The 16,068-nt window shown below is 44.8% G+C and carries 13 protein-coding genes; 12 read left to right on the top strand and 1 reads right to left on the bottom strand.

What is annotated here, in order from left to right; genetic code table 11:
- Positions 1-15: 15 nt before the first annotated feature.
- The 7 genes from hisS to AB4513_RS13185 all read left to right on the top strand — a co-directional run bounded on the left by hisS (position 16) and on the right by AB4513_RS13185 (position 7,395).
- Entirely contained in the window at positions 16-1,284 is a 1,269-nt protein-coding gene (gene hisS, locus AB4513_RS13215; protein ID WP_009848295.1) for a histidine--tRNA ligase, read from the top strand.
- A 76-nt stretch (positions 1,285-1,360) separates the two neighbouring features.
- Positions 1,361-1,975 (top strand): YfgM family protein, encoded by a 615-nt coding sequence (locus AB4513_RS13210; RefSeq protein WP_065678454.1) that lies wholly within the window; start codon positions 1,361-1,363, stop codon positions 1,973-1,975.
- 10 nt (positions 1,976-1,985) lie between these two features.
- Positions 1,986-3,146 (top strand): outer membrane protein assembly factor BamB, encoded by a 1,161-nt coding sequence (bamB, locus tag AB4513_RS13205; protein WP_009848297.1) that lies wholly within the window; start codon positions 1,986-1,988, stop codon positions 3,144-3,146.
- A 158-nt stretch (positions 3,147-3,304) separates the two neighbouring features.
- Positions 3,305-4,786 carry a ribosome biogenesis GTPase Der gene (der, locus tag AB4513_RS13200; protein WP_009848298.1) on the top strand — a complete coding sequence of 494 codons (1,482 nt, stop codon included), beginning with the start codon at positions 3,305-3,307 and terminating at the stop codon, positions 4,784-4,786.
- Between the two features lie 133 nt (positions 4,787-4,919).
- Positions 4,920-5,840, top strand: coding sequence for a metal-dependent hydrolase (locus AB4513_RS13195; RefSeq protein WP_009848299.1), 921 nt, complete (start codon positions 4,920-4,922; stop codon positions 5,838-5,840).
- 290 nt (positions 5,841-6,130) lie between these two features.
- Complete coding sequence (locus tag AB4513_RS13190; RefSeq protein WP_102258221.1) at positions 6,131-7,126, top strand: sensor domain-containing diguanylate cyclase; 996 nt, start codon at positions 6,131-6,133, stop codon at positions 7,124-7,126.
- Positions 7,127-7,167: 41 nt separating this feature from the next.
- Positions 7,168-7,395: a zinc ribbon domain-containing protein gene (locus AB4513_RS13185; protein ID WP_009848301.1), complete on the top strand. Its 228-nt coding sequence runs from the start codon at positions 7,168-7,170 to the stop codon at positions 7,393-7,395.
- Positions 7,396-7,483: 88 nt separating this feature from the next.
- Here the strand turns inward: AB4513_RS13185 and xseA are convergent, their stop codons facing one another.
- Positions 7,484-8,830 (bottom strand): exodeoxyribonuclease VII large subunit, encoded by a 1,347-nt coding sequence (gene xseA / locus AB4513_RS13180; RefSeq protein ID WP_009848302.1) that lies wholly within the window; start codon positions 8,828-8,830, stop codon positions 7,484-7,486.
- 271 nt (positions 8,831-9,101) lie between these two features.
- Between xseA and guaB the strand changes: the two genes are divergently transcribed.
- From guaB to AB4513_RS13155, 5 genes are all read left to right on the top strand, one after another.
- The gene (gene guaB, locus AB4513_RS13175) at positions 9,102-10,565 is read left to right on the top strand and encodes an IMP dehydrogenase (protein ID WP_004735127.1); all 1,464 of its coding nucleotides are present in this window, start codon (positions 9,102-9,104) and stop codon (positions 10,563-10,565) included.
- Between the two features lie 202 nt (positions 10,566-10,767).
- Positions 10,768-12,321, top strand: coding sequence for a glutamine-hydrolyzing GMP synthase (gene guaA / locus AB4513_RS13170; protein ID WP_009848303.1), 1,554 nt, complete (start codon positions 10,768-10,770; stop codon positions 12,319-12,321).
- 286 nt (positions 12,322-12,607) lie between these two features.
- Positions 12,608-14,320, top strand: a complete 1,713-nt coding sequence (locus AB4513_RS13165) for a chitinase (RefSeq protein WP_012603321.1) — start codon at positions 12,608-12,610, stop codon at positions 14,318-14,320.
- Positions 14,321-14,457: 137 nt separating this feature from the next.
- Positions 14,458-15,252, top strand: a complete 795-nt coding sequence (locus AB4513_RS13160) for a hypothetical protein (RefSeq protein ID WP_017098063.1) — start codon at positions 14,458-14,460, stop codon at positions 15,250-15,252.
- Positions 15,253-15,339: 87 nt separating this feature from the next.
- Positions 15,340-15,933: an acetate uptake transporter gene (locus tag AB4513_RS13155; protein ID WP_017099596.1), complete on the top strand. Its 594-nt coding sequence runs from the start codon at positions 15,340-15,342 to the stop codon at positions 15,931-15,933.
- The last annotated feature ends 135 nt before the right edge of the window (positions 15,934-16,068 follow it).

Below are 16,068 nucleotides of genomic sequence, written 5' to 3'. Positions count from 1 at the left end.
TACGGAATAAATACTGTGGCTAAAAATATCCAAGCAATTCGAGGCATGAACGACTGCCTTCCAACTCAATCACCACTGTGGCAGAAAGTAGAAAGCGCAGTTAAAAGTGTGGTGAGCGCATACGGTTACAACGAAGTACGTATGCCTATCGTTGAAGAAACAAACCTATTTAGCCGTGCGGTTGGTGAAGAGACAGACGTTGTTTCTAAAGAGATGTACACCTTTGATGACCGCAATGGTGACAGTCTAACGCTGCGTCCAGAAGGAACAGCAGGTTGTGTACGTTCATGTATTCAAAACAGCCTTATTAACCGTGATGAACAGCGCCTATGGTACATGGGCCCAATGTTCCGTCACGAGCGTCCTCAAAAAGGTCGTTACCGTCAATTCCACCAATGTGGTGTTGAAGTGTTTGGCCTAGACGGCCCAGATGTTGACGCTGAACTTATTATGATGACAGCACGTCTATGGCGTGAACTAGGTATCGATAAGCACGTTCGTCTTGAATTGAACTCAATCGGTTCTCAAGAAGATCGCGTAAGCTACCGTACTGCGTTAGTGGCTTTCCTTGAGCAACACATTGATGTGCTAGATGAAGACTGCAAACGTCGCATGCACACTAACCCTCTACGTGTTCTGGATACTAAGAACCCGGATGTTCAAGCTATCTTAGGTGACGCACCTCGACTATCTGAATATCTAGGTGAAGAATCGAAGCAACATTTTGCTGGTTTGTGTGAACTTCTTGACGCTGTTGGTATCGAATACCAAGTTAACGAGCGTCTAGTACGCGGCCTAGATTACTACAACCGCACCGTATTTGAGTGGATCACAGACAGCCTTGGTGCCCAAGGTACAGTATGTGGTGGTGGCCGTTACGATGGTCTTGTTGAACAACTCGGCGGCAAAGCAACCAATGCTGTTGGCTTCGCTATGGGTCTAGAGCGTCTAGTCCTTATGATGGAAACGCTAGAACTTACAGAAGTTCGTCGTAGTGTTGACGTATACATGGTTGCTGCTGGCGAAGGTACAATGATCGCGGGCATGCAGTTAGCGAATCAATTACGCGATAACGTTGAAGGCGTACGTGTGATGAACCACTTCGGTGGTGGTAACTTCAAGAAGCAATTCAAACGTGCTGACAAAGTAGGTGCTGTTGTGGCGTTGGTACTTGGTGAGAACGAAGTTGCTGACAATACAGTTGTGCTAAAAGATTTGGTTGGCGGCGAGCAACAAACCGTGTCTCAAACGGAAGTTGCAGAAAAAGTTGCTGCGTTAATCTAAGCCATTGAGCAAACGCTCATCATGAATATCAACGTCAGCACTATGCTGGCGTTTAAAGAATTAAAGAGGACAGGAAGTGGAACTTTACGATAGCGAAGAGCAACAAGTTGAAGCCATTAAAGATTGGTGGAAAGAGAATGGCAAAGCCGTAATCTTTGGTGCGGTTATTGGTTTAGGTGGCCTATTTGGTTGGCGCTATTACCAAGATTCAGTCGTTGAAGCGCGTGAAGCCGCTTCAGAAAGCTACACCTCTGCAATCTCAGCTCTAGATGCTAAAGGCGTTGATGCTCAATCTGATATTCAAGCTTTCATCGACGCAAACAAAGACGCTGAATATTCAGTACTTGCTGCTATGCAATTAGCAAAAGCGCAAGTTCAAGCGGGTGACCTTACAGCTGCACTAGAACAACTTGAGTGGGCAAAATCGGCAACTAAGGACGCGGCATTAGCGCCACTACTGACTTACCGTGTTGCTCGTATCAAAGCTGAGCAAGGTGAATTTGACGCAGCATTGACTGATCTTGAAGCGATGACTGACGAATCTTGGAAAGGCCGTGTTGCTGAACTGCGTGGTGATATCTCACTTCGTAAAGGCGACACAGATGCAGCTTACAGTGCATACTCTGAAGCTCAACAAGCTGCTGATGCGAGCCAAACGCTTCAAATCAAACTTGACGACCTAGCTAAATAAGGCGCTTTGAATGAAGAAGATGTTTCCAAAAGCGGCGTTGTGTGCGATTGCTCTTGGCCTGCTAGCGGGCTGTGCAAGTGAAGAAGACACCGTAATCATGGCACCAGTACCAACGGTAAACAGCGAGTTTACTCCTAGCCAGGAATGGTCTACGTCGGTTGGTGATGGTGTTGGTCACTACTTTTCAAAACTAACGCCAGAATTGGCTTACGACAAAGTATTTGTTGCAAGCCGTGAAGGTATGGTTAAAGCGCTTGACCCTGAAACAGGTAAAGAGCTTTGGAAAGTCGATCTTGAGAAAGAAGTACTGGCTCGTTTATCGGGTGGCTTAACGGCAGCTTACGGCAAGGTATTTGTTGGTTCTGAAAATGGCGAAGTGATCGCGCTGGATGAATCAACCGGTGAAGAGCTGTGGCGTGTATCAGTGAATGGTGAGGTGCTTGCATCCCCAGCAACTGAAAGCAACATGGTTATTGTTCATACCAGTCGTGGCATGTTGACCGCGTTAGATCAAGAAAGCGGTGAGCAAAAATGGACCATCAGTACAGAAGTACCAAGCCTAACACTTCGTGGCGATAGCTCACCTGTTACGGTTTCAGGTGGTGTATTCTGGGGTACGGCAAATGGTCGTTTAGCCGCAGCTATCGTTGATCGTGGTCAGCTTATTTGGCAACAGCCAGTAGGTACACCAAAAGGCGCAACGGAAATTGATCGTTTGGTTGATGTTGATGCATCACCGGTTGTTCTTGGCGGCACCCTATATACCGTAGGTATCAATGGTCAACTGATTGCTATCGATCTTCGTTCTGGTAAGCCAGTTTGGAAACGTAACTACTCGTCAGCGATTGATTTAGCAAGTGATGGCAGCCGTTTGTTCGTTGTGACTGACAAAGACCATGTGGTTGCGGTTGATGCGCGTAGTGGTACTGAACTGTGGAGCACTCCATTGTTAGAAAACCGCTTACTGACAGCACCTGCTATTATTAATGGTTATGTGGTTGTTGGTGATACTGAAGGTTATCTGCACTGGTTAGATCGTTCATCGGGTGAGTTTGTTGCTCAACAGTTGGTCGATGATAGCGGCTTTGCGGTTGCGCCAATTGAAATGCCTGAAGGCTACTTAGTGACGACTCGCAATGGCGATGTAAAGAAACTAACGATTAGCCAATAAAAGCGTGATATAATTCACAGTCGGCTCCTGGTTGGTAACAGCTAGGAGCCGTTTTGTTGTTATAAATTAATAAACCGTGTGGTTATAGGTAAGAGTTTAAACTTGCGATCAAGTGCTTACCTATAACTACATTTAGAGAAGAAATTGTAGAGGTTGTTATGGTACCTGTTGTTGCTCTAGTAGGGCGTCCGAACGTAGGTAAATCTACGTTATTTAACCGATTGACTCGAACTCGTGATGCATTGGTTGCGGATTTTCCTGGCTTAACGCGTGACCGTAAATACGGTCATGCTCATTTTAGCGAGCATGACTTTATTGTTATCGACACTGGTGGTATCGACGGTACCGAAGAAGGTGTTGAAACTAAAATGGCTGAACAGTCGCTCGCGGCGATTGATGAAGCTGATGTCGTTCTATTTATGGTAGATGGTCGTGCGGGTCTAACACCTTCAGACGTAGCTATTGCTAAGCACCTTCGTCAACTAGAAAAGCCTTCAATGCTAGTAGTAAACAAGGTTGATGGTATCGACCCTGATGCTGCAAGTGCTGATTTCTGGCAACTAGGCGTAGAAGACATGTACCAAATCGCTGCAGCGCACGGTCGTGGTGTAACAGCGTTGATTGATCTTGCTCTAAACCCATTCGCTGAAGCGTTAAAAGCTGAGAATGGCGAAGTAAGCGATTTAACTGAATTTGAAGACGAAGAAGAAGAGCAAGTTGATTTCACTGAAGAAGAAGCGGAAGAAGAATTCAAGCGCCTTCAAGATCAACCGATTAAGCTAGCGATCATTGGTCGTCCTAACGTAGGTAAATCAACGCTAACTAACCGTATTCTTGGTGAAGAACGTGTTGTTGTTTACGATATGCCAGGTACAACTCGTGACTCTATTTACATTCCGATGCAGCGTGATGAGCGTGAATACGTTCTGATTGATACTGCGGGTGTTCGTCGCCGTAAAAATATCAACGAAACAGTTGAGAAGTTCTCAGTGGTTAAAACACTGAAAGCGATTGAAGATGCTAACGTTGTATTACTGCTTATCGATGCTCGCGAGAACATCTCAGATCAAGATCTAAGCTTGTTAGGCTTTGCGTTGAATGCTGGTCGTTCAATTGTTATTGCCGTAAACAAGTGGGATGGCCTAGATAACGACGTTAAAGATCGTGTTAAGAAAGAACTAGACCGTCGTTTAGGTTTCGTTGATTTCGCACGTATTCACTTTATCTCTGCACTTCACGGTACTGGTGTTGGTCACTTGTTTGAGTCTGTTCAAGAAGCTTATAAGTCAGCAACGACTCGTGTTGGTACTTCTGTACTTACTCGTATCATGAAGATGGCGACTGATGATCACCAACCACCTATGGTTCGTGGCCGTCGTGTTAAATTGAAATACGCGCACGCTGGTGGCTACAACCCACCGATTATCGTTATCCACGGTAACCAAGTACGTAACTTGCCAGATTCATACAAACGATTCTTGATGAACTACTACCGTCGTTCACTAGAGATTATGGGTACACCTATTCGCATTCAATTCCAGAACAGCGAGAACCCATTTGAAGCTAAGACAACCAAGCTGACAATTTCTCAAGAACGTAAACGTAAGCGTATGATGAGCATGGTTAAAGGTCGTAAGTAAACCTTTCCAATAGATTTGATACCCGAGCCTGTCTCGGGTATTTTTTTAAGCAAAATTCACGTTAAGCCATAACCTCATATCTCCATATCGTGATGGGTTAACGAATTAGACTCAATTTCAAAAGAAGAACGATATGACCACTAGCGATTCAATGACACCAGCGACATCCATGAAACCAATAATAGTTATCACACCAACCATCACTCAATTTTGTCATCAAACTTGGCTGCTCAATGCAAAAGCGGTGTACGTTGAAAGTGACGACAGCAAAACTCACTTGATCACTGACGTGACACCTTTCCACCCTGTGAGTCATATTTGGCCCGATCACCCAGCAGACCGAGGTTTTGTCAGCGTAGGTGGTGAACAGTATATTGTTGAAGATTGCCTTGTTGGTGCAATAGAGCAATCTACTGGAAATCTTTATATTGCAGCAGATATCCCTGTTAAGCGTGATACGGAAGGGTGGGCGTTTGTGGTTGTCCACCAACTACCTGTATCAGCTTCTATGATTAACATTGGCGATGAAATTGAGTTGTCGGTTGATAAAGAGCACCAAGCCAGTTTGAGCCGCGGTCATAGTGCCGGACATATTGCTTTCTTAGCGTTGAATAAAGTATTGGCTGAGAGTTACTGGCGTAAAGATGCAGACAGAAAAGATCCATTCGGCAGCTATGACTTCAATAGCTACGCACAGGTGACTAGCTTTGTTACTCCAGAGTTGTGTACCGATAAGTATCGTTTAGGTAAAACCTTGAAGAAACGCGGTCTGAACGTTGCTGACATGCTAACTAACCTTGATGGCATTGAGGCCGACATCAACCAGATGATTGCAGGCTGGCTTGTTGAATCGACTCTTGTAACGATGAGACTAGAAGGTGAGGCGTTAACAGACTCTCGCTACTGGGAATGGCAGCTAGATGACGAGACTTTAGTGTCTATTCCGTGTGGTGGTACTCACATCGACAATACTTCAGAACTTAAGGCATTGTCGGTTAAGTTAACCCAATTAGATGACCAACATATCGAAATGCAGACGTGTGTCTCTCGATGATCTCAATTAAAGATCGAAAATAGATTGTTCTGCATTTTTGGTTTTATTGGTTTGTTTATAGTCATATATTCCATTGTAAATTGAAATGCAGTATATGTAACTTATGCTTTCGGTGTGTGGTGATATAAATATTCTTTTTGGGGTAGATCGCTGATCAAAGTAGATAAAGCAAAAGATCAACCTATGATCTTCGGTGGTGTGTTGTGGTAATTTAGTGTGTTAATATTGACCAGTATATAGGCTTGCATAAGAACAAGCTGTTCCCACCATATAATTGAAAGCTTTAGTGAATGAAACAACAATTTTTATTAGAAGGTCACCGAGCAGTAAACAGTTTGCTTCGAAAGCTTGCCCTTGGGTTGGATCGCAAAGAATTAAATCGTAAGATCATTCAACTCACCGAGCAGATTTTTGGTCAAAGGATGGCCTCTATCCTATTGCTAAACCCCGAATCGAATACATTACATTTAGAATATGCTCCAAACTTGCCTGATTTTTATAACCAGCAGATAGAAGGGGTGGGGGTTGGTGCCGGAATTGGTTCCTGTGGCGAAGCGGCGGCACTTAAGAAAGCTGTCATGGTCTCCAATATTAATGCACACCCGAATTGGACTCCTTTCTTAGCCTTAACCAACCAGGCTAACCTTCATGCATGTTGGTCAGTGCCAATCATCTCTTCACATGGTCACGTATTGGGTACCTTCGCAATTTACAGTCAGTACATCTCTGAACCTCATGAGTTTGAACTTGAGATCTTAGAGTTATTGGCTTCTCTGTATTCAGTCGCGCTTGAGAAGTATGAGTTAGAGAATCAACTCAACTTTTTTGCCAATCGAGACTCTCTAACACACAGTTTGAATCGCCGAGCATTGCTGATAGAAGCCGAGCAGGTGTTAACTAACCGCTGTTTTACTGAAAAAGTGATGGCATGCCTGTTTGTTGATGTCGATAAATTTAAGTCAATAAACGATACGTTTGGCCACAGCTTTGGTGATGATGTGTTGTTAGCCGTTGCAAAAGTGCTTGATGAGGCAACTACTGCCTGTGCCAAGATAGGGCGCTATGGGGGCGATGAGTTTGTCGTGTTCTCTTGCTTTGATGATCAAGAAAGTGTGCTGAACTTTTATCGAAGCTTAGAAAGAACCTTGGAACAAGCTCTCTATATCGATGGCACTCAGTTTTCTGTCAGCGTTGGACTTTCTTATGAGAAAGATCCTGAGTCATTGGAAGGCTTGATCGCACAAGCTGATAAGAACATGTACCAAATCAAGCAAGCTAAGTCTTAGCAGTGGTAGATTGTAAAAAAGTAGTGAGTTAGGAAATGCTAATGAGTGAAAATATCTGCCCTAAGTGCCAATCAGAGCTAGGTTGGGATGGAAAGTATCACTGTGAAAGTTGTCAGGCACACTTTACTAAGGTTGGGTTTTGCCCTGAGTGCAGCAGCCAACTTGAGAAGCTTCAAGCCTGTGGTGCAGCGAGCTATTTTTGTAATGGTGAGTGTAATGAGCTTAAATCTAAATCGAGAGTAAAGTTTGTATTTCAACCTGCGGAATAGACTTAAGCCGAATCGCTTAAACGACTATCTGTAATGTTATATCAGAGACTCAATACCGAAGAGTTGGTCTTTTTTGTATCTAATGAACCTAGAGCTCGCTCTTAGCGACTCTTGTTGTCACTTGCGATTCAATCACACCGTCTTCAACTTGGGTGGTGATCACTTCACCGATTTCGACATCGTTAATCGATGACACAGTTTTACTCGATGCTGAATGGGTGATGCTGTAGCCACGTTTTAGGGTTGCTAATGGACTTACTGTTTCTAACTTCTCGGCAGCCATGGCTAGTTGGTGGCGAGTAGTCAGTAATGTCTTGTCCATTGCATCCAATAGCTTTTGCTCTGAACGTTGTAGATGCAGTTTCTGTTCACCAAGGCGTTTCACTGGCGAGTTCAGCTGAAGTTGGTGCTGCTTACGTTCAACACGCTGAGCATGTTGCTTTAGGTATTGAGTCATACCACGACGCAAACGCATGTCTAAGTCATCAAGCTGCTGACTCTGCTTTTGCAGTTGGTAGCTCGGGTGTTGTTTCTCTAAGCGGTATTTCAACGTTTGAGTTGATTGCGCTTGTTTTATTAGTACATGACGAATCGCACTCACTAAACGAGCACGTTTAGACGCATAAGCTTGCTCTTTATGACTGTTGTCACGGCTAACCAATTCAGCGGCTGCTGATGGCGTTGGAGCTCGCATATCTGCGACGAAATCGGCGATAGTGACATCAACTTCGTGTCCAACGGCGCTGATAATCGGGATCTGACTTGCTGCAATGGTGCGAGCAACGATCTCGTTATTGAAACACCATAAGTCCTCTAATGAGCCGCCGCCTCGGCCAACGATCAATACATCACACTCATTGCGTTCATTGGCACGCCCAATCGCTTGAGCGATCTGAATCGAAGCTCCTTCACCTTGTACCATAGTCGGATATACGATGACTGGCAATGACGGGTCGCGCCTTTTCAGTACATCGAGAATATCGAAGAGGGCAGCGCCTGTTTTAGAGGTGATAACACCAACACATTTAGGATGTTCTGGAAGAATTTGTTTACTGGACTGAGCAAATAAACCTTCCGCCGCCAAGTTCATCTTAAGTTTTTCAAACTCTTGCTGAAGCTTGCCGTCACCTTCTGGCTGCATGCTTTCGATGATCAGTTGATAATCACCGCGTGGCTCATAAAGAGATAGGCGCGCTTTAACTAGCACTTGATTACCGTTCTGAGGCTTAAAAGTCACACGACGGTTATTGCCACGAAACATAGCGCACTTAACTTGAGCGCGAGAGTCTTTAAGCGTGAGGTACCAGTGACCAGAGACAGGTGCAGAGAAATTTGAGATTTCACCAACGAGCCAGACTATTCCCATTTCGTTTTCTAATAGGAGACGAACCTCTGAATTGAGGCGAGAAACAGTAAAGATGTTTGGATTGGTCATAGAAGCGCTATCTATCCTTGAAGGAAGGTCTTTCTCTTGGAATCTCACTGGGCGTGAGTATGGAAGATAGCGGCAATATAATACATAGCAAGGGGGTAAATGCAAATTAAAAGTATAAAAATGTGTAGCCAAGCGATTTCGTTGGCCGTATAATCCGTCCGCAATATCTAATCCAAATGCAGTTTGATTTTCCTTAATTGGCTGCCCTCATTAGGCGAAACGATGAGATTGGATTGTTTCTTTTTACTCCTATTATTGTGAGATATTGCAAATGCTAAGAATTGCCAAAGAAGCGCTGACATTCGACGACGTACTGCTAGTGCCAGCACACTCCACCGTTCTCCCTAATACAGCTGATCTTCGCACTCAGTTGACGAAGAATATTTCCCTAAACATCCCAATGATCTCTGCATCGATGGATACTGTGACAGAAGCTCGCCTAGCGATTGCACTGGCGCAAGAAGGCGGAATAGGCTTCATTCATAAGAACATGTCTATTGAACAGCAAGCTGAAATGGTTCGCCAGGTTAAAATTTACGAAGCAGGTGTGGTTTCTCACCCTGTTACTGTAAACCCTGACGCGACAATCGCTGATGTTGTAGCTCTTACTCAAAAACACGGCTTCGCCGGTTTCCCTGTTGTTACTGAAACAAACGAACTTGTTGGTATTATTACTGGCCGTGACGTTCGCTTTGTGACTGACCTTTCTAAGAAAGTTGACGTAGTAATGACGCCTAAAGCTCGCCTTGCTTCTGTTAAAGAAGGTGCAACTCGTGAAGAAGTTCAAGAGAAAATGCACGAAGCGCGTGTTGAAAAAGTTCTTGTTGTAAATGATGACTTCCAACTTACGGGAATGATCACTGCAAAAGATTTCCACAAAGCAGAACGTAAACCAAACGCTTGTAAAGATGAGCGCGGCAGCCTACGTGTAGGTGCAGCTGTTGGTGCTGGTGCTGGTAACGAAGAGCGCGTTGCTGCTCTAGTTGAAGCTGGCGTAGACGTTCTACTTATCGACTCTTCACACGGTCACTCTGAAGGCGTACTTAACCGTATCCGCGATACGCGTGCTGCATACCCTGACCTACAAATTATCGGTGGTAACGTAGCAACTGGCGCTGGCGCTCGTGCTCTTATCGAAGCGGGTGTTAGTGCGGTTAAAGTAGGTATCGGCCCGGGTTCAATCTGTACGACTCGCATCGTTACTGGTGTTGGTGTTCCTCAAGTAACAGCAATTGCAGACGCAGCTGAAGTAGCAAACGAATACGGTATTCCAGTAATCGCAGATGGCGGCATCCGCTTCTCTGGCGATATCTGTAAAGCTATCGTTGCTGGCGCATCTTGTGTGATGGTTGGTTCAATGTTCGCGGGTACTGAAGAAGCACCGGGTGAAGTTATCCTTTACAACGGTCGTTCTTACAAGTCTTACCGTGGTATGGGTTCTCTTGGCGCTATGTCTCAAGGTTCTTCTGACCGTTACTTCCAATCTGATAACGCTGCAGACAAGCTTGTTCCAGAAGGTATTGAAGGTCGTATCGCATACAAAGGTCGTCTAAAAGAGATCGTTCACCAACAGATGGGCGGTTTACGCTCAAGCATGGGCCTAACGGGTTCTGCAACTGTTGAAGATATGCGTACTAAAGCTGAGTTTGTTCGTATCTCTGGTGCGGGCATGAAAGAATCTCACGTACACGATGTTCAAATCACGAAAGAAGCACCTAACTACCGTTTAGGTTAATAATACGTCCAAACGTTTGAATAATGTGCTGATTTAGTCGGCACATTATTTTATCTACCGCCTGTTTTGCAGAAAGTCTGATTTTCTCAAAACACGAGGTTACAGATAACCAACGAAAACGTTTGCTTTATTTCTTGAAGAGTTAATCAGAGGTGAGTAAACTCGCCTCCGTTTTATCACATAGCCAATAAGACTGCTTACAATGACTAAAAATATTCATGACCAACGTATTCTAATTCTGGACTTCGGTTCTCAATACACACAGCTAGTAGCTCGTCGTATTCGTGAGATCGGTGTTTACTGTGAACTTTGGAGCTGGGACGTAGAAGAAGCGGATATTCGTGAATTCAATCCAGACGGTATCATCCTATCTGGTGGCCCTGAAAGTGTAACGGAAGAGAATTCTCCACGTGCACCTCAGTACGTATTTGATTCAGGTGTTCCTGTCTTCGGTATCTGCTACGGCATGCAAACGATGGCTGAGCAACTTGGCGGTAAAGTAGCAACGTCTACTGAGCGCGAGTTCGGCTACGCTGCTGTACAAGTGACGGGTGAATCTGCACTTTTCACTGACCTTGAGACAACTCAAGACGTTTGGATGAGCCACGGTGACAAAGTGGTTGAAATCCCTGCTGATTTCACAAAAATCGCAGAGACAGACACTTGCCCATACGCTGCAATGGCAAACGAAGAGAAGAAATACTACGGTGTTCAATTCCACCCAGAAGTAACGCACACTAAAAACGGCTTAAAAATGCTTGAGAACTTCGTTCTTAACGCGTGTGGTTGTGAAGGTCTGTGGACTTCAGCGTCTATCATTGAAGATGCAGTTGCACGTATTAAAGAGCAAGTAGGTGACGATGAAGTTATCCTTGGTCTTTCTGGTGGTGTTGATTCATCAGTAGTAGCGATGCTTGCTCACCGCGCTATCGGCGACAAACTAACATGTGTATTTGTTGATAACGGCCTTCTTCGTTTAAACGAAGGTGAGCAGGTTATGGAGATGTTTGGTGACCAATTCGGCCTAAACATCATTAAAGTTGATGCGGAAGATCGTTTCCTTGACGCTCTGGAAGGCGAAGCTGAGCCAGAAGCGAAGCGTAAGATCATCGGTCACGTATTCGTAGATATCTTCGACGAAGAGTCTAAGAAACTGAAGAATGCTAAATGGCTTGCTCAGGGTACTATCTACCCAGACGTAATCGAGTCTGCAGCATCTAAGACAGGTAAAGCACACGTAATCAAATCTCACCACAACGTTGGTGGTCTTCCTGATGATATGGAAATGGGCCTTGTTGAGCCTCTACGTGAGCTGTTTAAAGATGAAGTACGTAAGATCGGTCTAGAGCTTGGTCTTCCATACAACATGCTTTATCGCCACCCATTCCCAGGTCCTGGTCTAGGTGTTCGTGTACTTGGCGAAGTGAAGAAAGAGTACTGTGATTTACTGCGTCGTGCTGATGCTATCTTCATTGAAGAGCTTCACGCTGCTGACCTTTACCACAAAGTATCTCAAGCATTCACGGTATTCCTACCAGTGCGTTCAGTTGGCGTAATGGGCGATGGCCGTAAGTACGATTGGGTTGTATCTCTACGTGCCGTAGAAACTATCGACTTCATGACTGCTCACTGGGCACACCTACCATATGACTTCCTAGGTAAGGTATCTAACCGTATTATCAACGAAGTTAACGGCATTTCACGTGTTGTTTACGATATTTCTGGTAAGCCACCAGCAACTATCGAGTGGGAATAACCTCTTAGAGATTTAACCAGTTTTGATTAAAATCTTAAGCCTCGAACTCAGTTCGGGGCTTTTTTCTTTTTATTTAGGAGATTAAGGATTTACATCTACAACGAGCAACAAAATCCGTTGGAAGTTAGATATCACCTCAAGAAACAATGAGACGTTTTGTTGTGTTGAAGGGTACATAAAAGTGTCACTCGCACTTTTTATAAATTTACATGGTAACGACTAGCTCATTTCCCATGCGCCGCATACTCTTTGATGGACTTATTAAGGACAGATAAGAGAATCCATCATGTTAAAAATCAAATATTTGGCGACAGTAGTTGGCTGTACTTTAGCTGCACACAGTTACGCGTCTTTGAACATTCAACCTGATCCGCAAAACCCGAATGGCTACCTTGTTGAAAAGTCTGCACTGCAAGCGGCTGAACAAGCGAAAACATCCGATCCTATGTATGCGATCTGGTCACAAGCATTACAAACTCGTCCCAATAGTATCGTTGAAGCGATTGAGCCGGGTTTAGCCTCGAATCCTGAAAACGTGAAACGAGTCGAGCGTGTATTCCCTCAATCTGAATGGGACTTCCTCACTCAGATGGCTGCGCCAGAATACACGTACACTCGCTTCTTACGGGCGATTGGTAAATTCCCTGCCTTCTGTGGAGAGTACACTGATGGTCGAGATTCAGACGCCATCTGTAAAAAATCCATCATCACGGCCTTTGCTCATTTCGCTCAAGAAACAGGTGGGCACATCGCAATAGATAACACCTCTGATAACCCATTAGCTCTAGAAGAGTGGCAGCAAGCGCTGGTGCATGTTCGTGAAATGGGTTGGTCTGAAGGCCAAGAGGGTTACACCACCGGTTGTGGCCAGAACGATTGGCAGAATGCACGATGGCCATGTGCGGCAGGTCAGGGTTATTTTGGACGTGGTGCTAAACAGCTTTCTTACCATTTTAACTACGGTGCGTTCTCGGAAGTGATGTTCGATGGTGATGCGACGGTTCTATTGAATAACCCAGGTTTGGTTGCTGATTCATGGTTGAACTTGGCTTCTGCTATCTGGTTCTTCCTTACACCTCAAGCTCCTAAACCAGCAATGCTGCACGTTATTGACCGCACTTGGACACCCTCTCAGCGTGAGTTGGATGCGGGAATTGGCTATGGGTTTGGTACCACAATCAACGTAATTAATGGTGGTATCGAGTGTGGTGAGCAGAACAAAGACAAAGGCCAACCAGTTAACCGAATTCGTTATTGGGAAGGGTTAGCTGCGCATTATCTGATCCCTGTAGAAGCGGATGAAGCCAATACATGCTGGCAGCAAACGCCTTACGGAAGCTTGAACTTGAATGGTGCGACTGATGTGTTGTACACCAACTGGGACGGTAACTGGAAATACTACGCAGACCGCCCAGAAGGCTATTCATTTGAGTGTGAGCTTGTTGGTTTCCAAACCGCTTATTCAGCCTTGGTGGCCGGAGATTATGAGAAGTGTGTGACCAATTTTTATGGATCACATGCGAGTTGGCCTGAAGTGAAAGTGGTCGATAAGCTTGATCCGGTTGACCCTGGTACTAACCCCGGAGGTAACGGTTGGAGTGCGAGTAAAGTTTACAATGCTGGCGACCAAGTCACTCACAACGGTGCGACTTACCAAGCTAAATGGTGGACTCAAGGGGATGATCCTGCCAATGGCGGCCCTTGGAAATTTGTAGCGGGTGAACCAACACCACCCGTAGTGACAGATCCATCGCCAGTTGACCCTACACCTGTCGATCCTGCTCCGGTAGACCCAACACCGGTTGAACCACCTGTGACTGAGCCGCCTGTCGTTGTTGATCCATCGGTGTTTATCACATGGCAAGCGGGTGTTAGCCAAGTGAGCAATGGCGACAAGGTGACGCATAACGGCAAGTGTTTCGTGGCTAAAAACGGTCCGGGTGTCTGGGAAAGCCCTGTTCAATCGAACTGGTTTTGGGATGAAATTAGTTGTAAATAATTGACTTAAGCAAGCCTCCTAGAGGCTTGCTTGTTCAGTGACAGTTATACGACACTTCCCTTGCTTTCTATTACAGTAGTGCTTTCCATTTATCGATAAACTGTGTTCGTGAATAATTCGATTACAGGGCAATTAAAATGAAGTTAAAGCTATCTATTCTTGCGTTATTGGTAACTGGAGTTACTGGGTGTAACAGTACGCCGCAGTCAGGTCTCGAGCAAAGTTTGGGCTGGGGTAATTATGGCAGTTTGAGTTTTGAAACGAGCTCTGAAGGTATTGTTGCTCAGCGTTATCAAGTATTAAAAAGTCCTGTAGGCCAAATCACGTCTATAGAGGAACAAGGTAACCAAATTCATGTTATTCAAACACTTGAAGGCGCTTTAATTAAAGGTGTCGATAGTACAGGCATTATGAATTACGAAGGCTGTATGGAGTCTGTTGGGGAAGTTGATGCTGCTGTTAATGCATACCCGTCAATCGTTCAATTCTTATTAAAGCAAGCTGCGCCTCAAGGTCCTAATTCTGTATCAACATCATTACCTTTCACTGTCTCAGAGTCAGCCAATAACGCTCAAATTTACATTGGTGAAGCAACTTCTGTAGAAATTGAAGGTGAAAGCTATCCTATCGGTCCTATGATCGAACTTTCTGCGCCGTGGGGGGCATCTGGCCAAATCACATCTGTAGATGCGACAACCTTTGAATTTTCATATTTTACGACTAACGATGGCCACAAAGATACGGTTGATATCCGTGGTGCATGGAGCCAAAGTATGGGCCCGATGGATAAGTTTAACCAAGAACCTTCGGGAGAGTGGTTAGCGTGTGTAAAGCCCGAGGTTCAAGCGGTCTTGATGGAACAAAGCCCTAAACGAGTTGGCGAGATACTTGAAATCATCACGAAAGCCGAACTGGCGAACGATGCAATCTAAGATTGCGATTTAGCGATCTATCTTTTTATGCCGTTCGGATTAAAATTTACGTACAAATTTTATTAACTTTTTTTAAAGGCGCGCAAAATGTCAACAAAACTGGCGAACCCGGCACCACTTGGCCTAATGGGTTTCGGTATGACTACTATACTTCTTAATATCCATAACGCAGGTTTCTTTCCAATCGATTCAATGATTCTTGCTATGGGTATTTTTTACGGTGGTCTAAGCCAAGTTATCGTGGGCACAATGTGTTTCAAACGTGGTGACACGTTCGGTACAACTGCGTTTACTTCTTACGGTCTATTCTGGTTATCTTTGGTTGGTTTAATCGTAATGCCATACATGGGCCTACCAGCAAGTCCAGCAGCGTTTATGGGTTGGTACCTACTACTATGGGGCATCTTCACTGGCTTCATGTTCATTGGTTCTCTATGCTACCCAGTAGCGAAACAAGTAGTATTCGGTTCACTTACTATTTTGTTCTTCCTACTTGCCGCTCGTGATTTCACTGGCAGCGAACTGATCGGTACTATCGCTGGTTTTGAAGGTATCTTCTGTGGTGCGTCAGCTATCTACTTTGCGATGGCACAAGTAATCAACAACGAATATGGCCGCACAGTACTGCCAATCGGTGAGAAAAAAGCGCCTCAAATGACGGCTCAAGAGATCGTTGCTTAACGCTCTAGCTTGGGAACAGTTAGTTTGTTATAAGCAGTCAGTTCGTTATAAGTAATGAGCTCGTTATAAACTACGATTTTTATGAACAAAACAAAAGGGGTTAGCCGAAATGGCTAACCCCTTTTTTATGCGTTA

Origin of the sequence: Vibrio sp. 10N.222.54.E6 (assembly GCF_041473955.1) — a bacterium.
Classification (GTDB): Bacteria; Pseudomonadota; Gammaproteobacteria; order Enterobacterales; family Vibrionaceae; genus Vibrio; species Vibrio tasmaniensis_A.
Note: the sequence above shows the minus strand (reverse complement) of the source record. Positions and strands in the feature narration are given on the sequence as shown.